This is a genomic window from Mucilaginibacter terrae, from assembly GCF_031951985.1.
Classification (GTDB): Bacteria; Bacteroidota; Bacteroidia; order Sphingobacteriales; family Sphingobacteriaceae; genus Mucilaginibacter; species Mucilaginibacter terrae_A.
Genome location: NZ_JAVLVU010000001.1, coordinates 2,232,322 through 2,253,501 on the forward strand (window position 1 = coordinate 2,232,322; position 21,180 = coordinate 2,253,501).

Consider the following 21,180-nt stretch of genomic DNA (forward strand, 5'->3'; position numbering starts at 1 on the left):
ATTATTTACCTATGGTTACCATCGAAAACGAATATTTGAAAGCCACCATCAGCAGCAAGGGCGGCCAGCTTACCTCATTAATTAATAAAGCTACCCAAACGGAGCATATGTGGCAGGCCGACGCGCAAATATGGCCCTGGCATGCACCAAACCTGTTCCCTATAGTGGGCGGACTGGTAAATAACGAGCTGCATGTTGATGCCCAAACTTATAATTTGCCCCGCCATGGTTTTGCCCGGCAATCAACCTTTATTGTTGCCGAAGCTAACCCACACCATGCCGATTTTATGCTGCATTCCACTGCCGAAACGTTGGCGGTATACCCATATAAATTTGCTTTTCATATACTTTATGATTTGATTGATAATGCCCTGCGCATTACTTATAAGGTAATTAACCTCGATAGCAAAGCCATTTACTTTTCGGTAGGAGGGCACCCGGCTTTTAATGTGCCGTTTGGCGGCGAGGGAAATTATGAAGATTATTATCTTGAATTTGAAGTTGCTGAAAAGCTGGAATCGCACCTTTTAAGTGCTGAAGGTTATTTTACCGGCGAAACCATACCGGTTGAATTAAATGGTAATAAACTGCCACTTACACGCAGCCTGTTTGATAACGATGCGCTGGTGTTTAAAAATATCAAATCAAAATCGGTTACTATAAAATCAACCCAAAACGAGCAAGGGTTAACGGTTGAATATCCGCACTATAAACACTTGGGCATATGGGCCAAACCCGGAGCCGATTTTGTGTGCATTGAGCCTTGGTTGGGTTATGCCGATGATGTAACCCCGGCAACCGACATTAGCGTTAAACCGGCCATACAAAAACTGGAAAAAGGACATGTTTTTGAGGCACCTTACTACATCAGTATTTAATATTTCCTTAAAGTTAATTGTACTTTTTTAAAACATTAGGCTGTGTGTTAGAGTAATGTGTATAGTTAAACACATTTAATTTGCATGACTATGAAAAAGACAATTTATCTACTTATGACTACGCTGATGTTGAGCTTTGTTGCTTTTACATCAAATGCTGCAACTAAAGAAGACGGCATCAACTACAAAGAATACTACGCTACCAAAACTGCTGAAGAAAGAAACGCCCGCGTAGAAGAAATTAAAACCCGTGTTGATGAGATCAGAGCGATGGACAAATCACAATTGACCAAAGCCGACCGCAAAGCTTTACGTGCCGAATTAAAAGACCTGAAAAAAGAAGCTAACGCAGCCAGCACCGGCGGTGGTATCTATCTTTCGGTAGGTGCTATCATTATTATCATTTTAGTATTGATCCTGATCTTGTAATCAGGAATACCTATCATTATAACAAAAAAGAGGAGCCCGAAAGCTCCTTTTTTTGTTTTATTAAAATAATCCTAACTGCCCGTTGTCTTTATCCAGATCTATATCATCGGGGTTAGTTATTTCGAAATCAACTTTTTTAGCCGCTTGATCGGGCGTGGCATCGGGTATCGGTTTTGGTTCGGCAGGATTGGTATTATCTTCAATTACCTGCGTATCCGTTACCGATTCTGGCGCCGGGTCGGGCACATCTTCAGCATCATCGTGCTCGGCTATCAGCTCAACCGTTTGTATGGTATGTGCCGAAAGGCGGTTGCCCATGGCCTTCATTCCCTTAACGTCAATTAAATCTACGAGGTTAAGCTCGGCTAACTCTGGTGTTTGGGCTTTGCCTTTTAGTTGCTCTACCTTAACCACTACCTGCGCTGCGCCCGAAATTATAATGAGTTTTGAACCAGGTTCTTCGCTAATAAAGCTGGCTTGTTTGCCAATTACAATATTTTCGAACACAAAACGCTTAACCAGGTAATTTTTGGATTTACCATCATAGTGTATTACGGAGTAAACCTTCTCCGGATCGTACTTCTCGATCACCGTCATTTTATCATCAAAATGATTGCTGAGCTCAAAGCCGGTTAATTCGTAAACACCGTTTGATAAAATGGTAAGGATTTTGTCCTCTCCGTCAAACTCGCCTAAGTAACGGCCACGGCCATCAACGTTCAAGCGTTTAAGCACATCATCGTACCATATTTTACGGCCGGCCAGTGTTGATACACCTTTAGATTTAAATAAGATCTTTTTAACCGGGTACTTGGTCACCTGGTTACCCATCGAGCCGCGGCCTTTGATACCTATTTCGGCAAAATCCTGGTCAAACTGTAGCTTTTTAAGCTTGCTATGCGGTTTAAGCTGCACGGTAACCACTTCAGCCTCGCCGTTAGGATTAGCCGAAAAATGCAATACACGAGTGCCTTTAGTACCTTTGGTTAAATCGTATTCCTTGTCGCGCGTTACGCCCACTACCGAGAAACGCTTGATGTAGGTAACACCGCTTTCGCCGTCCTTATATATCATGTTGTACACGGTGCGCTCGTCGTTCTTTTTAAATACGGCTACATGCAAGATGTTTTTACCCACAAATGCCTTATCCTGCATTTTGGTGATCATGCACTTACCATCCTCGCGAAACACGATGATCTCATCAATGTCCGAACAATCGCAAACAAACTCCACGTTCTCGTCGCGTTTAATGCCCGAGCCTATAAAGCCGTCTTGCTTATTAACGTATAGTTTTACATTAGCCAAAGCTACTTGTGCTGCTTCTACCTTATCAAAGGTGCGCAGCTCGGTTTTGCGTTCGCGGCCTTTGCCATACTTTTCTTTAAGCTTTGCAAACCAGGCAATGGCGTAATCGGTAAGGTGTTTAAGGTGGTGGTTTACCTCTTTAATTTCGGCCTCGAGGGCTTTCATCTGTTCATCCGCTTTCTTCACGTCGAAGCGGGTAATGCTGCTCATTGGTTTATCAATAAGCTTCTTGTAATCCTCCGGAAGAATAGTACGGTAAAACTGCGGAAAGAACGGTTCGAACAAACGGTTCAAAACTTCTACCACAGCATCAAAATTGCCCGATGTTTCATAGTCGGGGTGCTTGTACATCCCTTCCTGAATGAATATTTTAAGCAATGAGCTAAAGAATATCTTTTCCTTTAAATCATTGAGGCGTATTTCGAGCTCACGCTTTAAAAGGTATTTAGTGTGATTGGCGCTTTGAATAAGCACATCGTTCACACTCATAAAATGCGGCTTATCATCCTGTATAATACATGTATTGGGCGATATAGATACCTCGCAATCAGTAAATGCGTACAGCGCATCAATAGTTACATCGGGCGATATGCCGGGCGCCAGATGCACTACTATTTCAACATTCTGGGCGGTATTATCCTCAATTTTTTTGATCTTGATCTTGCCTTTATCATTTGCTGATATAATGCTATCGATCAAGCCACCGGTAGTGGTGCTATATGGAACCTCGGTAATTACCAGGGTTTTCTTATCCTTTTCAATAATTTTTGCACGTACCCGTACCTTTCCACCACGCTGACCTTCGTTATAGTTGGTAGCATCGGCCATGCCGCCGGTTAAAAAGTCGGGCAGCAGGTTGGGGCGGTTGCCGCGCAGCACTTCAATGGCAGCATCAATCAGCTCTATAAAGTTGTGCGGTAAAATTTTGGTAGCCAAACCTACGGCAATACCATCGGCTCCCTGGGCCAACAGCAAGGGGAACTTTACCGGCAGGGTAATAGGCTCGCGGTTACGGCCATCATAACTGGCTTGCCACTGCGTGGTATCGGGGTTAAACACAACCTCGAGGGCAAATTTGGTTAAGCGCGCCTCAATATAACGTGGTGCCGCGGCCGAGTCGCCCGTGATGGGGTCGCCCCAGTTTCCCTGACAATCTATCAATAAGTTCTTTTGACCAATTTGCACCATGGCATCGCCAATAGAAGCATCGCCGTGGGGGTGATACTTCATAGTGTTACCAATAACGTTGGCGGCCTTGTTAAAGCGCCCGTCGTCCATTTCTTTTAACGAGTGCAGAATACGGCGCTGCACAGGCTTTAAGCCATCATAAATATGCGGAACGGCACGATCGAGAATAACGTACGAGGCGTAATCTAAAAACCAGTTTTCGTAAAGGCCGTCGAGCGGTACTACGTTGTGCATGGTTTCGTTATTGGCTTCGGGTTGGTTTGCCTCGGGCTCGTTGGTATCTAAAGTATCTGACATATTTTCGGGTAGAACCGTTTAGCAAAACCGTAAGGCTTCACCAAACATTTATCAGGGATTAAAAATTACTAATAAATTTAGCCAAATATACTAAAAACAACGCAAAAAACCCATCATAAGTGTTTAGTGCAGATGATTTGAGGGCTCAATTTATTATTTATTTTGCTAAGTACGCAATTGAAAGACAGTTGCTTAATGCAAGCGGGTATTGTATATAAATTATATGTAAAAAGAAAGGCATTAAAAAGTGCGATCTCTACCCGCCCTTATCATTTGCCCGTAATCCATACGGTTGGCCATGGCGTGGCATATCATGGCCATGCGCTTTATTCGGGTAGGCTCGGTTTTTGCGCTGTTTAGCCAGTTTACAAAATACCGGCGGTGCGATTCGAGCAAGCTGTTAAAATAATCCAACCCATCCGGGTCATCGGCCAGGCAGTCGTGCAAATCATCGGGCACTATTAGTTTAAAATCAACATCTTCTTCTAAACTAACCTGCAACATGGCTCCTTTGCTTTTGCGTACCCCTTTGCGCATATCGGCATTTAAGGTCAGGATAAAATTACCCTCGCCCATGGGCATGAGCGCCACACCTGCAATAGGGAAACTATCTAAAGTACCCCTAACCCGGAACGATTTTTTATTGCCGGGCTTTAATTGCTGGGCAACATCGGCCGGAACGTCAACATAAGTCCACCCGGTTTTTTCGCCCTGATCGGCAAATTTTAAGATGATGGCATTATACGTTACCATATTACTAAGCAAATAAGGGTATAAACAATAAACTAAGCGTACTGATAGCCGAAAATGTTAACGACTTGTTAAATATTCAATTATAATAAAAAATACTGTAACGTTTGCTGCCAAGCTTGTGTCTTATGGATATAAAACAAAAACATTAACATTTAATCTTCAACGATATGAAAACCTTAAAATCAATAGTATTAGGCGTAGCTTTATTAGTATCAGCCAACATAGTTAAAGCCGACGAACCTGCCGTAGCTAAATTAACAAAATCTTTTGCTATCGACGCTTATGTGAACAGCACCACCTTAGGCCAAAACGCCGATTTGAACAATGTGGTAGACAATAATGCCAAATTCAACATCCTACGTGGCAAACAGGTGGTGAGCTTCACTAAAGGTGATATGATCAAGTTTTCGAAAGAAAACAAAAATGTGCGCCAGGATTGTAAAACTTCTGTAACCGAAGTTGAAAGCAATGACGATATGAGCATTGTAAAAGTTGATATGAACTACGGCACTTTCACTCGCACCAACTATGTAACTATTGCCAACACAGGTGATGGCTGGAAAATTACCAACGTATACTCAGTATTTAAATAATACCTGATTACTTCATAAAATAGTTTTAGTTAAGACAAAAGCCGCTTTTAAGCGGCTTTTGTTGTTTATGATAAGGGTTGGAGAGTCGATTGAGCAATAGGTGCTTTGACCTAAGCATGCACAAGCTTTTTATTATTCTGTAAATGATGAATACCTTTTGCAAAGCATTTTTGAAAGGCTATTCCAATTCTTTTTCGAAATATATTTCAAATTAAAAATTTGGAAAAAACTCCTTCCAATTTAACAAGCTAATCTTAGTTATGTATAATCCAGTACTATGCATTGCAATATTGTTATTTATAGAACTTAAAATTTCGTATAAACACCATTCAAATATCTAAATTTTAGCAAGTTGTTAATTATTCAAATTTGATGAAATTCGTGTAACGTTTGGAGCAATGAGGGTGTCTTATAGATATAAAACAAAAACATAAATACTTAACACTTAAATCTTCAACGATATGAAAACCTTAAAATCAATAGTATTAGGCGTAGCTTTATTAGTATCAGCCAACATAGTTAAAGCCGACGAACCTGCCGTAGCTAAACTAACAAAATCGTTCGCTATCGACGCTTATGTGAACAGCACCACCTTAGGCCAAAACGCCGATTTGAACAATGTGGTAGACAATAATGCCAAATTCAACATCCTGCGTGGCAAACAGGTAGTGAGCTTCACTAAAGGTGATATGATCAAGTTTTCGAAAGAAAACAAAAATGTGCGCCAGGATTGTAAAACTTCGGTAACCGAAGTTGAAGGCAACGACGATATGAGCATTGTTAAAGTAGAAATGAACTATGGCACTTTCACTCGCACCAACTATGTAACTATTGCCAACACCGGTGATGGCTGGAAAATTACCAACGTATACTCAGTATTTAAATAATACCTGATTACTTCATAATAATAGTTTTAGCTAACACAAAAGCCGCTTTTTGAGCGGCTTTTGTTATTTAGTAATTACGGTGAAAAATACGATTTAGGAATAAGTTGTATAATAAAGTATTCGCAAGCTTTTAATTTTTGCTAACGACGACCAATTTCATTTTAATGGCAATCGCTTTTTGAAACCTTGCTGCAAATCCCTTGAATTAAGTTTCCAATTTCAAAAAAAATCGGAAAAAATTTTCTTGCCAAAAACCAAGTAATTCGCAATCATGTATAATTACAGTACTATGCATTGCAATATTCCTATTTTCAAGGCTTAATATTAAGCATATATGGCACTTAAGTACCTAAATGTTAACGAGATGTTAAATATTCAAATTTGATGAAATTTGTGTAACGTTTGAGGTAATGAGGGTGTCTTATAGATATAAAACAAAACATTAATACTTACACTTAAATCTTAAACGATATGAAAACCTTAAAATCACTTGTATTAGGCTTAGCCTTATTAGTAACAGCAAACATTGTTAAAGCCGACGAACCTGTTATTGCAAAATTAACCAAATCATTTGCGGTTAACACCTATGTAAACACCATGACCTTAGGCCAAATTGCCGGCTTAAGTGATGTAGTAGACCACAGCGCAAAATTCAACATACTGCGCGGTAAACAAGTATTGAGCTTTAGTAAAGCCGATATGATGAAATTTGCCGGCGAAAACAAAAACGTTCAGCAAAATTGTAAAACCACAGTTACCGAGGTGGAAAGCAATGATGATATGAGCATTGTAAAAGTTGATATGAACTACGGCACCTTTACCCGTACCAACTACGTAACCATTGCCAACACTGGCGAAGGCTGGAAAATCACCAATGTGTATTCAGTTTTTAAATAAAAAGATAAATTTTTGTCAGATAATAGTTTTAGTTAAAAACACAAAAGCCGCTGCGAGAGCGGCTTTTGTGTTTTTATACCGGTACTGCGGCCAGCCGGTCTTCAAAAAACATGAAGGGCAAAAAGCTATCGGCGCCCTGGGTGGCCCATACGGCGCCGTTGCGGCAATATAACAGGGTGCGTATGGATGCAGCCTGTTTCTTTTCGTATTCGGCCAGTACCTGTAAGCATGAACCGCAGGGTGTAATAGGTTTATTGATCGTAAACTTATCGGTATGGGCGGTAACCGCCATCGCTTCAATAGGGTCGTTAGCAAAATTGGCACCCCAGGTAAACAAGGCAACCCGCTCGGCACACAAGCCCGACGGGTAAGCCGCATTTTCCTGGTTGCTGCCATAAATAATGCGCCCGCTTTTTAAGCGCAATGCTGCCCCTACACTAAAATTTGAATACGGCGAGTGCGACCCGGCAAGTGCTTTTTCGGCCTCAAGGCACAAAGCTTTATCTGTATCGTTTAGCTCTTCAAAGGTGTGATACTCTTCAAAAGCTATTTTTATTTCGTGACTAATCATTTTTATACACCGCTAACAAACGCGGGGTAACAATGTAAGCATAGTTTGCGGGAAAAGAAAATATTTTATTACTTATACTATCTCTAAAAATCACGTTTGTAGTAGCATACTTATTATGTGCAATTCAGAGGGGCTTATAAATTGTTCATATCATTTAAATAAACCTCTGCCTGCTGCATAATTTTTTCTCTTTCATCAGGTTTCATTTTATTAAGTGTAACATAAGCCATTCCTATTCGCGGGTTCTTTTGCAATTTATTGGCATTTCGGTCAAAAAAGTTCCAGTACAGGCTGTTGTAAGGGCAGGCACGGTCACCGTGTTTCTTTTTATAATCGTAATGGCAGTTTTTGCAATAATCGCTCATTTTGTTAATGTATGCCGCCGATGCCACGTAAGGTTTTGAGGCTATGATGCCCCCATCGGCAAACTGGCTCATACCGCGGGTATTGGTAATTTCAACCCATTGTATGGCATCAATGTAAACACCTAAATACCAGGCATCCATATCATCGGGATGAATACCGGCCAGCAGCCCAAAGTTGCCTATAACCATTAAGCGTTGTATATGGTGCGCCCAGGCATGATCGAGCGATTGGCCTATACACTTACTGAGGCAATTCATTTTAGTATTGGCATCCCAAAACCAATGGGGTATGTGTGTTTGATGTTCAAAAAAGTTTTTTTGTTCATACCCGGGCATTTGTGCCCAGTAAACGCCGCGCATAAATTCGCGCCAGCCAATAATTTGCCTTACATAACCTTCTACCTGGGCCAAAGCAATTTCAGTTTTATGCTTTTCGTAGTACCTCAACACCGTTCCAACCACCTCGGCAGGCGACAGCATTTTAACATTCATAATGAACGACATACGCGAGTGAAATAAACTGGTATGGCTTTGCAGCATGGCATCCTCATAGGTACCAAAGTGAAGCAAGAGGCTTTCGCAAAAGTATTTTAATGCTTTAAGCGCTTCTTCGCGCGATAGCGGCCACTCCAAACGCTTTTCATCAATATTACCGAAATAGGGTACCTGCATCTCATCAATCATTTGCTTTAGTTCGGCAACATCATGATCAAATACCAGGGCATCTTGTAATAGCACTTTGCCATCATACTTTTTACGGTTATCGGCATCAAAGTTCCACCGGTTATCCAGCGGTTCATCACCCTGCATCAATATGTGTAGCTTTTGACGCATGTGGCGGTAAAAGTTTTCCATACGATAACCCTTTTTATCGCCAAAAAAATCGCGTACGTCAAAACGTTCGGTTAAAAAGTGTTCGGTATTGGCAGTGGCGGTTTCAATATCCAGTTCATTGCAAAGCTGCTTTAACTGTTCATCCAGCCGGTATTCATCGGGCAGTTGGTATTCAAACCGCTTAATTTTTCCCTTGGTGATGATGTGCTTAATGTTTTGGGCAAAGTCTTGCTGATTGGCTTTATCATTAAGCTTAATGTAAATTACCTCATGGCCTTTTTGCGTGAGCTGGTGGGCAAAATTGCGCATGGCAGCAAAAAAAGCAAGTATCTTTTGTATATGGTGTTTTACATATTGCTGCTCCTGCATTACCTCGAGCATTATGTAAATCACATCATTATCAACCTGCTTATACCAGCTATGCTTACTATTGAGTTGATCGCCCAGAATTAAACGGAGGGTTTTGGCCATGCAGCATTAACGTTTGCAACATCATGTGGTTTGATGCTACGTAGTTCATCAGGTTGTAAAAGCTATGCATTACGCTGAACTTTGTACATTTGAAATTTGATTTTTGAAAATTAAGGTACTGACAGCATCGGGTCAGTTACAAGGTGTTCAACTGCGTTTCAGGCGTTACATGTGTTCAACAGGTTTCATAAAAAACTATATTAAACACCGAGGGGAAACGGGGTAATTCCGAGGTTTTCAGAATAAAAAACCGAAGAGCAACAGGCAAGCTAAGCCACGTTTTCTTCGGCCAGCCAAAGCTTAGCATATTCGCCTTTGGGGTCGAGCTCGGTCGGGCTTTTAGGACTAAAATAACGGTTTTCGCGCGGATCGTTACCCACACCGGCAATGTAGGCCCAGTTGCCCCAGTTGCTGGCCGGAGAATAATCTATCAGCTTTTCTTCAAACCATTGTGCGCCGCGGGTCCAATCACCTTTAAGGTCTTTAACCAAATATGTAGCTACTGCCTGGCGGTTAGCATTGGCAATAAAGCCGGTGGCATTGAGTTCGTGCATACTGGCGTCAACAAATGGAACACCTGTAGTACCGTTTTTCCATTGTTCAAACAGTTCTTCTTGGTTATCAGCAAGTTCAGGTGCCGAACCTTTGAAACCTTCGGGATCAAAAAACTGGCGGCTATGCTTTTTAAACATAAACCTGAAGTAATCGCGCCACAACAACTCCAGCATCATAGGGTGGTTGCCTATTTCGTGTTCATGCTTAACTACCTCCCAATATACTTGCCTGGGCGACACACACCCCAACGCCAACCAGGGCGACAGCTTAGATGCGGCACTGTTACGACTGTTTTTACCGCTATGGGTAAGGTGGTAATTAGCAAAAAATTTCTCCAGTTGTTGCCAGGCAGCCGTTTCGCCACCTTTAAAGGTATAACTGGCACGGGTATCAATTACCGGTTGAGGCAAGCCTAATTGCTCAAGCGTTGGAATTTCGCCGGCATCGGTTATGGTTGGAATAATAATTTCTTGGGGTGCAGACAGGCTTGGGCGCACATTACTATCACGCTCCACCTTCTTTTTAAACGTATTAAAGCTATCCGGAATATCCTTGATAGGGAAAGGAAGATCTTCTTTATGATAAAGCGTATGACCGATGAAGTGCTTGAGATTAAGCTTCATTTTCCATAAAGCAGCTTCTACTTCTTCAGATATATTGGTTTCTTCCAAGGCTACCTCGCGGTGGTGATAAACCTCGTTAATTTCGTATTGTGCGGCAAGTTGTGGTATAACTTCGGCCGGGTTACCGTGCGCTATGAGTAAGTCACCAGCCAATTTTTGCAGATTTTGGCGTAAATCAGCAACACTTTCGATCAGAAATTTAGCGCGATGGCTACCGGTTTTATAACCGCCACCGGGCGTAACCGTAAAGTAATGAGGGTCGAACACATAAACCGGTAAAATTTTATCTGCTTTACGGGTGGCTTCGAGCAGAATCTCGTTGTCGTGCACCCGTAAATCATTTCTAAACCAAACCAGTATTGTTCTTTCGCTCATTCTTATAACGCATCCAAATTAACAAACAAAAATGCTAATTTTCTAATATAAATAGGATACACCACACAAGATTTGACACCTTACCAACACTTGTGCATAACCTTAATCATATTCTAATTTTTGGTTTTTAAACAAGGCTGACACTATTTGGTTAAATATACCGTACTTTTATATAAACACCAAAAACTATGGCTACCATCGAAAGCATTCAGAACGCCTATATTGATTACGTATTAACCGAAGGGCACGAACCAAAGTCGGTTTACTTGTTTGCCAAAAACAATGACATGAGTGAGGAAGAATTTTATCGTTTTTTTGGATCGTTTGAGGCAATTGAGCAAAATATTTGGGCCGAACTTGCTAATAAAACCATCACCGCAATTAAAATCCAGGAAGTATGGGCACAATATTCGGCACGCGAAAAAGCCTTATCGTTTTTTTACAGCTTTTTTGAGTTACTAAAAGGCAGCCGGAGTTTTGCTGTTTATAGCCTTAAAAAACATCAACGCGCTCTTTCGTCGCCACAGGTGCTTAATACAATGAAAAATATTTTTGAAGCCTTTGCCGATGAGATACTCCGCGATGGTCTTGATAGCGGCGAACTTACAGATCGCAAGTTTTTCACCAAAAAATATAAAGACGGGCTATGGCTGCAGTTTGGCTTTGTACTTAACTTTTGGGTGAACGACAACTCGGCCGGATTTGAAAAAACTGATGAAGCCATTGAAAAGGGCGTAAACGTAACTTTCGATCTGTTTCAGCGCTCGCCGATTGATAACCTGATAGATTACGGTAAATTTTTGGTAAAAAACGGAAGTTTTAAAGAGAAGATGGGTTTGTGAACCCCACCCTACCCTCCCCGAAAGGGAGGGTTCTAAGATTTCTAATAAACTAATTTATAATAATATTTTATAAAAGCCTCCCCCTCGGGGAGGTTGGGAGGGGTTAATGTACGCTGCTATTTTTGATATGGACGGCACTTTGGTGGATAATAACCCATATCACTTTAAAGCCTGGAAACAGCTTTTTGAACAACATAACCGTGTTGGGGTAACACCCGAGCTTTATAATGAAAAGATTAGCGGAGTACCGGGCATGGTAATTATGCGCAATTTTTTTGGCAATGATCATACCGAGGAGCAAATGACCCAGCTGTTTGCCCATAAAACCCGCAATTATAAAGAAATTTACGCACCGCATGTAACCCCTATTAATGGCCTTGAGCGTTTTTTAACAGCGTTGAAAAATGCGGGTTTTAAGTTGGCCGTGGCATCATCGGCTACCGAAGCTAATATTGAGTTTGTATTGAGCAGGCTACCGGTAAAACATCTTTTTGATGTAGTGGTTGATGGGTTGCGGGTCAGCAAATCAAAACCTAACCCTGATATTTTTTTAAAAGCCGCCAAAGATTTAGGTGTAAGTCCCGAAAACTGCGTGGTTTTTGAGGATTCACTTTCGGGCGTAAAGGCCGGCAATGCCGCCGGCATGAAGGTGGTGGGCATAACTACCAGCCATACCAGCGATGAGCTGCAGCCGGTTAGCCAGGTAATTACCGATTATACCGAGCTCACCGAACATGATGTTAAGGCTTTATTTGAATAACAAAATTACTACTATGAGCGAGGAAAAAGCGAGGGAGCAAAACAGTATACCTACAAGCAAAGTTGAGCGATCGGCCAGGTTTGTAAAAACAGGGTTTAAAGTTGGGGGTAATTACATAAAGCATTATTCAAAAAAGCTGTTTAACCCAAGCCTCGACAAAACAGAACTCAATGAGGATAATGCAGCCGACATATACGAATCGTTAAGCGAGCTTAAGGGCAGCGCACTCAAGGTTGCCCAAATGTTGAGCATGGATAAAAATATCCTCCCGAAAGCCTACGTTGATAAATTCTCACAGTCGCAATATAACGCTCCTCCCCTTTCAGGGCCACTTATTGTACAAACCTTCAGAAAACACTTTGGCAAATCGCCCGAGCAGATATATGATAAGTTTAACCTGCGTTCAAACAATGCAGCCTCTATAGGCCAGGTGCATCAGGCTGAACTGAACGGGCAAAAACTGGCCGTTAAAATACAATATCCGGGCGTTGGTGATTCTATATCATCAGACCTTAAACTGGTAAAACCGTTTGCATTCAGGCTGTTGGGCATGAGCGAAAAGGAGCTGGACATATACATGCGCGAGGTGGAAGAACGCCTGCTGGAAGAAACCGATTATGAGCTGGAAGTACGCCGTTCTATAGAATTTTCTAACGCTTGTGCGAATCTCGAAAACATAGTTTTCCCAACGTATTACCCCGAACTATCGAGCAAACGCATCATTACCATGAGCTGGATCGAAGGGCAGCATTTAAAAGAGTTTTTGCAAACCAATCCATCCCAGGAACTGCGTAATCAATTGGGGCAGGCACTATGGAATTTCTACAATTTCCAGCAACATGAACTTCGCGCCGTACATGCCGACCCACATCCGGGCAACTTCATGATCACTCCAGATGGCAACTTAGGTATTATTGATTTTGGCTGCATTAAAGAAATGCCCGAAGATTTTTATTACCCGTTCTTCTCGCTTACTTCTACCAATATGCTTGATAACAAGGAAGAAACTATTAAAGCCTTCCGCAAACTGGAAATGATATTGCCTAATGACAGCCCTCAGCAGGTTGAGTTTTTTTACAGCACCTACCATCAAATGATAAGCCTGTTTGCCAAACCCTACATGAGCAGCACTTTTGATTTTGGACACACTGCCTTTTTTGATGAATTATATGGCTTTGGCGAACAACTATCGCGCATGCCCGAATTTAAACAGGCGCGCGGCGTTAAACATTTTATATACGTTAACCGTACCAACTTTGGCTTGTACAACATACTCCACGAGCTTGGGGCACAGGTAAACACCGACACTTACAAACCGCACATCGTATTAGAACATTAATTTTGCAATCCTACTTATCTGCTTTTTTAAATGATTGCTAATATATACTCACAACACTTTTAATATAAACCCATAATTTTAAAACTCCATTAATATTTCGTTGTTGCTATACATTGATGAAAGTACTGCTCACAGGCGCTAATGGTTATATAGGTGCACGGTTAATACCTGCTCTACTGGCACAAGGCCATGAGGTTGTGTGTTTGGTACGAGACAAAGTCTTATTTGAAAAACAAAGTCAATTTGCCGCCCAGGTTTCCATTATTACCGGCGATTTACTGCGCAACCGCAGTATGGAAGCTTTACCTGTTGATATACAGGCAGCCTATTACCTCGTAAATGCTTTGCCACAAACATCGGGCTTTGCAGGGCTGGAGGCGCTTTCGGCCGAAAACTTTGTTAATGCTGTTAACCAAACCCATTGCAAGCAAATCATATCGTTAAGCGAAATCGATGATCATTTAACCGAAGCCGGGCTATCCCGCCTGCATGTTGAAGATATTTTGCGTACTGCCGATGCTGCTGTTACCATTTTAAAATCGACCATGATCATTGGCGAAGGCAGCATAGCTATCGAACTCATGGAAGGCCTTACCAAAAAATCGCCTATACTTATTGCACAAAAATGGGCTAAGGCGCAAGAGCAACCTATAGCCACATGTAATGTTGTGGAGTACTTAACGGGTTGTTTGTTAAACCAGGATACTTTTAACAGCGAGTTTCATATTAGTGGCCCCGAAATACTCACTTTTAAACAAATGCTGTTGTTGCACAGCGAGGTTTGCCGCGGGCGCAAAGTGAGCATCATGACTATGCCTCAAGTATCGGCCGCGCTGTCGTCATACTGGCTTAATTACTTAACGCCTATAAGTTTTTCACACGCCAAAACTTTAGTCGAAAACTTAAAATATGACTTGGTATCGCGCGATGATGCCATTCAAAGCATTATACCCCTTAAGCTTAAAAAGCTGCGCGAAGCCTTGCTCGAAACTATGCCTGTAAGCCGGGCTTAATAATTACCTGATGGCAAAACATGTTTTAATTACCGGCGGTACCGGTCTTATTGGCAGCGAGCTAACACAGATCTTATTAAATAAGGGTTACGAGGTTAGTCACCTGAGCCGTAGTGCGGGTAAAACCAATGGGGTAAAAACCTTTTTATGGGATGTAAATAAAGGTATAATTGACGAACAATGTATAAATGGCGTAGACACCGTTGTACATTTGGCCGGTGCAGGCATTGCCGATAAACGCTGGACCGAAAAGCGTAAACAGGAAATTATCGACAGCCGTACCAAATCAATCGGGCTTATTTATACAGCCCTTAAAGCCAACGCTAACCATACTGTAAAACATGTGGTATCGGCATCGGGTATTGGTTATTACAGCGACCGTGGCGATGAATTAATGACAGAGGACAAAACACCTTTGCACGACTTTTTAGGCACCTGCTGCATGGAATGGGAAAAAGCCGTTGATAAAGGCCTTGAACTCGGTTTATCGATCACAAAGTTCCGTACCGGGGTTGTGCTCACTAAAAAAGAAGGTGCATTACCTCAATTGGCTTTGCCCGTAAAATTTGGCGTAGGTTCGCCGCTGGGTAGTGGCAAGCAATACGTATCATGGATACACTTGCATGATGCTGTAAATATGTATGTGCAGGTAGTGGAAGGCTCTCTTACACCCGATACTTATAATATGGCTGCCCCAAACCCGGTAACTAATGCCCAACTCACCCAGGCAGTGGCTAAGCAGTTACGCCGACCTTTATGGGTGCCCAATGTTCCGGCTTTTGTTATTAAACTGTTGTTTGGCGAGTTATCAACCCTGGTATTGGGCAGTACATGTACATCATCACAAAAAATAGAAAAAGCGGGTTATCATTTTAAATTTGTACACGTTTCCGATGCTTTAAAAGATATTTATGGATAAAAATTCTCCAGTTACCGTTTTTTGGTTCCGTCGCGATTTGCGCTTACATGATAATGCTGGTTTGTATCACGCCCTTAAAGGCCCCAACCCGGTACTTTGCCTCTTTATTTTTGACCGCGTTATACTCGACAAACTGGAAGATAAGAACGATGCGCGTGTAACGTTTATCTATAATACCATTGCCCAACTTGATCAGGAACTTCAAAAACACAAAAGCTCGCTCCTGGTAAAATACAACAAGCCGGAGGATGCCTGGAAAGAGGTTTTAAAGGAATACGAAGTTGAAGCTGTTTATACTAACCGCGATTATGAGCCTTACGCAAAAAGGCGCGACGGTGAACTTGGCGACATATTCCACGAAATAGGTATCACTTTTAAAACTTTTAAAGACCACGTAATATTTGAGCGCGAAGAAGTAGTTAAAGACGATAAAAAGCCCTACACCGTTTTTACCCCTTACAAAAGGCGCTGGATGAGCACCATAACTGATTTTTACCTCAAAGCCTATCCAACCGAAAAGTATTTTAAAAACCTGCTCAAAACACAGGTGCTTACAATACCATCTTTAAAAAGTATGGGTTTTGAAGAAAGCAGCATACCTATACCCGATACAGAATACAAAAGTGTGATAGATGATTATGCCCGCGACCGCGATATTCCGGGTAAAAAAGGCACATCTCATATTGGTTTACACCTCCGCTTTGGAACACTCAGCATACGCGAGGTAACCAAAGAAGCCTTTAAACACGAGCATACCTGGTTGGGAGAGCTGATATGGAGGGAATTTTATTCCATGTCGTTTGATTTCTTTCCGGAAACTGAACACAGTGCCTACCGCCCCGCTTACGATCGTATTGAATGGCGGAATAACGAAAAAGAGTTTGAAGCTTGGTGCGAGGGTAAAACCGGCTACCCGCTGGTTGATGCCGGCATGCGCGAATTAAATGCCACCGGCTTTATGCACAACAGGGTGCGTATGGTAACAGCCAGCTTTTTAATAAAACATTTGCTGATCGACTGGCGCTGGGGTGAACATTACTTTGCGCAAAAACTTTTAGATTATGAGGCATCAACCAATATAGGCAGCTGGCAATGGGTAGCTGGCTCAGGTACCGATGTTATGCCCTACTTTAGAATATTTAACCCCGAGGCTCAAAAGGAAAAATTCGATCCGAAAATGGTATATATAAAAAAATGGGTTCCGGAGTATGGTACTAACCAATATCCTGAACCCATTATTAATAATAAAGCCGGTAAAGAACGGGCTTTAGAAGTTTATAAAAAAGCGGTAGCTAAATAATTCTAATTATTTACCACACTTATTAAATTCACCTCAAATCTTATACAACTAAAAGGAGGTATAATAACAACTCCATTACTGGTACTCCCGGCATAGCCATAAGCTATATTTGAAGGTATTAACATAGAAAGCTTACCTCCTGCCTTTATTTTCTTAATACCCTCTGCAAAGCCCGGAGTAATACCTTCCACATCAAGAGGAACCCCTGCTGGATCAGCATTTGAAGAAATATCAAACTGAGTGCCATTAAGCAAACTACCTGTATATTGTACATATACAGTTGAGTTATCAGTAACAACTACTTTACCAGTATCGGCCTGGGTTTGTTTCCAAAATAAACCCGACACGGTATTGTGATTGTATGTGCTCAAATCAATACCATTGGCAGCTGCATATTTACGAATAGATAATTCATCATAAGCATTTTGACGGGTTAGTAATTTAGTAGCAGGGTCAACATAATCGTCCATTACGTTAATATAATACTCTAAACTGGTATTACCTGGTAAACGGCCGCTGCCAGTACCCGACCCACTTTGCCCGTAAGCTAAACGCGAAGGAATAATAATACGCGCACGTGTACCTTTAGTTTTAATAATATTTTTAAAAGCCAAAGCTAAACCTTTAGGAGATAATGCTCCTGCATAATTATAACTACGGCTGGTAATAGTATCAGTAATGCTATACTTGCCATCTAACGAACGTATACTATATACAAATGCAACACGTGTTGGATCTGAAATTGCGTCGCCTTTACCTTGAGCAAGTATTTCATAATAAATACCGGTAGTATCGCCATCGCTTACATCACGCTTCATGCCGGTTAAACTGTTTGCTTTTATATAAGCATCAATCTGTTGCTGGTCGTAAGTTTTAATGTCAATATCGTTTCCATCTTTACGGCAAGCACTTAAAGCCACAACAGCCAGTAAAATAAACGCTGAATAAATTTGTTTCATTTATAAAAATCAGTTCGTTACGTCAAACACTTCAATAGTAAAATCGAGCACGGCATTGGCCGGCAAACCAACCACCGGTTGCGCATAAGGGCCATATCCATAGGCGGATGATATAAATAGCCTGATAACACCACCTTCACCTACCTTTGGCAGCCCTATCCTCCAACCTCGTATAACCTCTCCCAAAACAAAGGATGGGTGAATATCACCTGTTTGGCTAAATACCTTACCAGTAGTTAATAATTTACCGGTATACCCCACCGTAACCGAGCTTGATAAGCTGTAAAGCGGCTCGCTGGTTCCGGGTTTTTCAATTATATACCAAACACCTATAGTATCGGGGCGGCCTAAAATATTCTCAACCCTTTTGGCTTTTCCTTTTAAGTTGTTTCGTACCAGGTAATTGTTGATCAGGTTGCTGTCAATGGCTACCTGGTCTGTATTAATTACGGCCGGATCATCAACTTTGTTACAGGCAGTAAATAATCCCGTAAAAAGTATAGCAAAACAAAATAAAAGTAATAACCTGTTCATGCCCCACTTACTAATCGGCAAATTTACCTTTTTAAAGCACAAAAACGGCAGGTTAACAATTTTTAACATTTTGGGGTGAGCATAATATGTATTTACGAGTGTAAAACGTATTATTCGGGATTATAATCTAACGTGAGCTGATTTATTTTTTTAAGCGCATTGGTAAGGTATTGTTTCTCCTTATCGGTAATATGATCGTTTAAATAAGCATTAAACTGCTTTACTATTGCGCGCGACATTTGCCTTTTTTGCTTACCCTGCTCGGTAAGATATATTTTAACCGAACGCTTATCCCCCTCGTTAGACTGGCGGTATATAAGGTCCATTTTTTCGAGCTGGCTCAGCATACGCGATAAGCTGGTTGATTTAATACCCAGTAAAGCTGCCAGCTGCGATACCGTAGTGCCTTCCTTCTCATCAATATTAATTAGCACATAACCTATAGATTGAGTAATACCAAAATCGGCCACTAATTGGTTGTAGCGGTTGGCCATATTTTGCCAAACAATTTTTAACAGGTAATCAATGGTTTCGTGGTGATGATGTTTCACAGCTACAGCAAGTATGCAAATCAAAGGTAATTAAAAATGTATGTGAGCCAAATAAAAGTGAATTGACTGTTTTGGATGTGATATTGCTTATATCATATTAAAAAAACCAACTCAAATACATCTTGGTAAATCCTGAGATTACATAATTTGTAATCCTGAATCTGCACTACTGGTTCATTTATATTACCATCCTGCTTTGGTATCATCTCCTCTTGGGTCGGCGCCGCCTACATAGCCCTGCGGCGTTACCACAATGGCATCAACCCGGCCAATGCTGCCCCGGGGCTTTATTTTATAACCTTTTTGTTGGAGCTTATTAAGTACCTCATCGGTAAAGGCTGCAGTTTCGGGCTGAATTTCATCAGGCAGCCATTGGTGGTGGAAACGTTTGGATGTTACCGCTTGCTGTGCATCCTGCCCAAAATCAATTACATTTAATATGGTTTGAAACACCGAGGTTATAATAGTTGACCCGCCCGGTGTGCCAACCACCATGAAGAGTTTACCGTTTTTTTCAATAATAGTGGGCGTCATGGATGATAGCATGCGTTTGCCCGGCTGTATGCTGTTTGCCTTGCCGCCTACCAGTCCGTACATGTTTGGTACGCCCGGTTTCGAGCTAAAATCATCCATTTCGTTATTGAGCAAAAAGCCTGCACCGTTAACAAATATTTTGTTGCCAAACGAGCCATTGAGCGTAGTGGTAATTGATACCGCATTGCCCGCAGCATCAACAATAGAAAAGTGGGTAGTTTGGTCGCTTTCGTAACCGGCAAAGCTGCCGGGCTGTATACTGCTGCTTGGAGTAGCTGCATCCCAGCTAAAGCTTTTCATTCTGCCGATTATATAATCGGGTTTCAACAGGCTATCAACAGGCACTTTATAAAAATCAGGGTCGCCCAGGTATTTAGAACGATCGGCATACACGCGCCGTTCGGCCTCTGTGATCAATCGCACCGTCGAATCCTGGTTGTGCCCCCAACGGTTTAACGGATAAGGCTCAACACTACGCAGCAACTGCAATAAAGCAATACCACCGCTTGATGGCGGGGGCATAGTAATAACCTTATAACCTTTATAACTACCCGTAATTGCCTTGCGCCATACCGAATGGTAGTTATTCAAATCGGCCTGGCTTATTAAGCCGCCCCCGGTTTTCATTTCGGCCACCATGTAGTTTGCCACAGCGCCCTCATAAAAACCGGCACGCCCTTTATCACTAATCAGCGTTAATGTTTTGGCCAAATCTTCCTGTACTAATACATCACCAGCTTTCCAGGGCGTGGTTTTTATAAAATAGTTTTTACCATTGGCATTGAGCTTGGTAAATTGCTCCTGGCTGCGGTTAATATCATTCGCCAAATGTTCGGTTACTACAAATCCTTTGCGGGCCAGGTCTATCGCCGGTTGCACTACATCGACCCATTTTAGCTTGCCATATTTTTGATGAGCCTGCACCATACCATCAACCGAACCGGGTACACCGGCCGCCTGATGTGTGAATAAACTTTTATTAGGTATAACATTCCCGCTACCGTCAAGATACATATTGGTAGTGGCTAAGGCGGGAGCCTTTTCCCTGAAATCTAAAGTACTGGTTTGCCCGGCCGCCGAACGGTAAACCATAAAACCGCCGCCCCCAATATTACCGGCCTGAGGTAAGGTTACCGCCAGGGCAAACTGCACAGCTACGGCGGCATCAACGGCATTACCACCTTTTTTCAGTACTTCAAGCCCGGCACGGGCAGCATCGGGGTAAGCGCAAACTACCATACCCTTATAGTACCCTTTGGTTTGTGCCGATGTATTTACCGTAAAGCCTGCAACTGCTATAAATAAGCAGGCAGCAGCACGTTTTAAATTTACCATACCTTAACCTCTAATTTTTTGTAATTTAATGAATAGAGTTAAACTTATGAGGCAAAGGACCGTCATAATGACT

At 41.9% G+C, this 21,180-nt stretch carries 20 protein-coding genes; 11 read left to right on the forward strand and 9 right to left on the reverse strand.

From position 1 onward, the window contains the following. Positions 1-11: 11 nt before the first annotated feature. Together QE417_RS09220 and QE417_RS09225 are read left to right on the forward strand one after the other, a co-directional pair. The gene (locus tag QE417_RS09220; protein ID WP_311949468.1) at positions 12-878 is read left to right on the forward strand and encodes an aldose 1-epimerase family protein; all 867 of its coding nucleotides are present in this window, start codon (positions 12-14) and stop codon (positions 876-878) included. A gap of 90 nt (positions 879-968) precedes the next feature. Further along, the gene (locus QE417_RS09225) at positions 969-1,307 is read left to right on the forward strand and encodes a hypothetical protein (RefSeq protein WP_311949469.1); all 339 of its coding nucleotides are present in this window, start codon (positions 969-971) and stop codon (positions 1,305-1,307) included. Between the two features lie 60 nt (positions 1,308-1,367). Here QE417_RS09225 and QE417_RS09230 read toward each other — a convergent pair whose 3' ends face one another. Next, on the reverse strand, positions 1,368-4,097 hold the full coding sequence (locus tag QE417_RS09230) for a DNA gyrase/topoisomerase IV subunit A (protein ID WP_311949470.1): 2,730 nt from the start codon (positions 4,095-4,097) through the stop codon (positions 1,368-1,370). A gap of 240 nt (positions 4,098-4,337) precedes the next feature. Next, positions 4,338-4,850, reverse strand: a complete 513-nt coding sequence (locus tag QE417_RS09235; RefSeq protein WP_311949471.1) for a YdeI/OmpD-associated family protein — start codon at positions 4,848-4,850, stop codon at positions 4,338-4,340. A gap of 167 nt (positions 4,851-5,017) precedes the next feature. Here QE417_RS09235 and QE417_RS09240 point away from each other — a divergent pair, with 167 nt between their 5' ends. The 3 genes from QE417_RS09240 to QE417_RS09250 all read left to right on the forward strand — a co-directional run bounded on the left by QE417_RS09240 (position 5,018) and on the right by QE417_RS09250 (position 7,227). Further along, positions 5,018-5,443: a nuclear transport factor 2 family protein gene (locus QE417_RS09240; RefSeq protein ID WP_311949472.1), complete on the forward strand. Its 426-nt coding sequence runs from the start codon at positions 5,018-5,020 to the stop codon at positions 5,441-5,443. A 461-nt stretch (positions 5,444-5,904) separates the two neighbouring features. Further along, positions 5,905-6,330, forward strand: a complete 426-nt coding sequence (locus QE417_RS09245; RefSeq protein WP_311949473.1) for a nuclear transport factor 2 family protein — start codon at positions 5,905-5,907, stop codon at positions 6,328-6,330. Between the two features lie 471 nt (positions 6,331-6,801). Continuing rightward, positions 6,802-7,227, forward strand: a complete 426-nt coding sequence (locus QE417_RS09250; RefSeq protein WP_311949474.1) for a nuclear transport factor 2 family protein — start codon at positions 6,802-6,804, stop codon at positions 7,225-7,227. A gap of 73 nt (positions 7,228-7,300) precedes the next feature. Here QE417_RS09250 and QE417_RS09255 read toward each other — a convergent pair whose 3' ends face one another. From QE417_RS09255 to QE417_RS09265, 3 genes are all read right to left on the reverse strand, one after another. Continuing rightward, the gene (locus QE417_RS09255; protein WP_311949475.1) at positions 7,301-7,798 is read right to left on the reverse strand and encodes a cytidine deaminase; all 498 of its coding nucleotides are present in this window, start codon (positions 7,796-7,798) and stop codon (positions 7,301-7,303) included. Between the two features lie 134 nt (positions 7,799-7,932). Continuing rightward, positions 7,933-9,468, reverse strand: a complete 1,536-nt coding sequence (locus QE417_RS09260) for a cryptochrome/photolyase family protein (RefSeq protein WP_311949476.1) — start codon at positions 9,466-9,468, stop codon at positions 7,933-7,935. A gap of 269 nt (positions 9,469-9,737) precedes the next feature. Continuing rightward, a complete protein-coding gene (locus QE417_RS09265) occupies positions 9,738-11,021 on the reverse strand; it encodes a DASH family cryptochrome (RefSeq protein WP_311949477.1) in 1,284 nt (427 codons plus the stop codon). A gap of 188 nt (positions 11,022-11,209) precedes the next feature. On the opposite strand from QE417_RS09265, the gene QE417_RS09270 reads away from it, so the two are divergent. The 6 genes from QE417_RS09270 (at position 11,210) to QE417_RS09295 (ending at position 17,194) form a co-directional block, all read left to right on the forward strand. Further along, positions 11,210-11,863 (forward strand): TetR family transcriptional regulator C-terminal domain-containing protein, encoded by a 654-nt coding sequence (locus QE417_RS09270; RefSeq protein WP_311949478.1) that lies wholly within the window; start codon positions 11,210-11,212, stop codon positions 11,861-11,863. 106 nt (positions 11,864-11,969) lie between these two features. Further along, positions 11,970-12,623: an HAD family hydrolase gene (locus tag QE417_RS09275; RefSeq protein WP_311949480.1), complete on the forward strand. Its 654-nt coding sequence runs from the start codon at positions 11,970-11,972 to the stop codon at positions 12,621-12,623. Between the two features lie 13 nt (positions 12,624-12,636). After that, complete coding sequence (locus QE417_RS09280) at positions 12,637-13,962, forward strand: ABC1 kinase family protein (protein ID WP_311949481.1); 1,326 nt, start codon at positions 12,637-12,639, stop codon at positions 13,960-13,962. 116 nt (positions 13,963-14,078) lie between these two features. Continuing rightward, a complete protein-coding gene (locus QE417_RS09285) occupies positions 14,079-14,975 on the forward strand; it encodes an NAD(P)H-binding protein (RefSeq protein ID WP_311949482.1) in 897 nt (298 codons plus the stop codon). A 10-nt stretch (positions 14,976-14,985) separates the two neighbouring features. Further along, complete coding sequence (locus tag QE417_RS09290) at positions 14,986-15,894, forward strand: TIGR01777 family oxidoreductase (RefSeq protein ID WP_311949483.1); 909 nt, start codon at positions 14,986-14,988, stop codon at positions 15,892-15,894. Beyond that, positions 15,887-17,194, forward strand: a complete 1,308-nt coding sequence (locus QE417_RS09295; RefSeq protein WP_311949484.1) for a cryptochrome/photolyase family protein — start codon at positions 15,887-15,889, stop codon at positions 17,192-17,194. Before QE417_RS09290 ends, QE417_RS09295 begins: the two co-directional genes overlap by 8 nt. Positions 17,195-17,196: 2 nt before the next feature. On the opposite strand, the gene QE417_RS09300 is transcribed toward QE417_RS09295, so the two are convergent. The 4 genes from QE417_RS09300 to ggt all read right to left on the reverse strand — a co-directional run bounded on the left by QE417_RS09300 (position 17,197) and on the right by ggt (position 21,107). After that, on the reverse strand, positions 17,197-18,153 hold the full coding sequence (locus QE417_RS09300) for an FKBP-type peptidyl-prolyl cis-trans isomerase (RefSeq protein WP_311949485.1): 957 nt from the start codon (positions 18,151-18,153) through the stop codon (positions 17,197-17,199). Positions 18,154-18,162: 9 nt separating this feature from the next. After that, positions 18,163-18,687: an FKBP-type peptidyl-prolyl cis-trans isomerase gene (locus QE417_RS09305; protein ID WP_311949486.1), complete on the reverse strand. Its 525-nt coding sequence runs from the start codon at positions 18,685-18,687 to the stop codon at positions 18,163-18,165. Between the two features lie 110 nt (positions 18,688-18,797). Further along, positions 18,798-19,238, reverse strand: coding sequence for a MarR family winged helix-turn-helix transcriptional regulator (locus tag QE417_RS09310; RefSeq protein WP_376717522.1), 441 nt, complete (start codon positions 19,236-19,238; stop codon positions 18,798-18,800). A 183-nt stretch (positions 19,239-19,421) separates the two neighbouring features. After that, a complete protein-coding gene (ggt, locus tag QE417_RS09315; protein ID WP_311949487.1) occupies positions 19,422-21,107 on the reverse strand; it encodes a gamma-glutamyltransferase in 1,686 nt (561 codons plus the stop codon). Positions 21,108-21,180 lie beyond the last annotated feature (73 nt).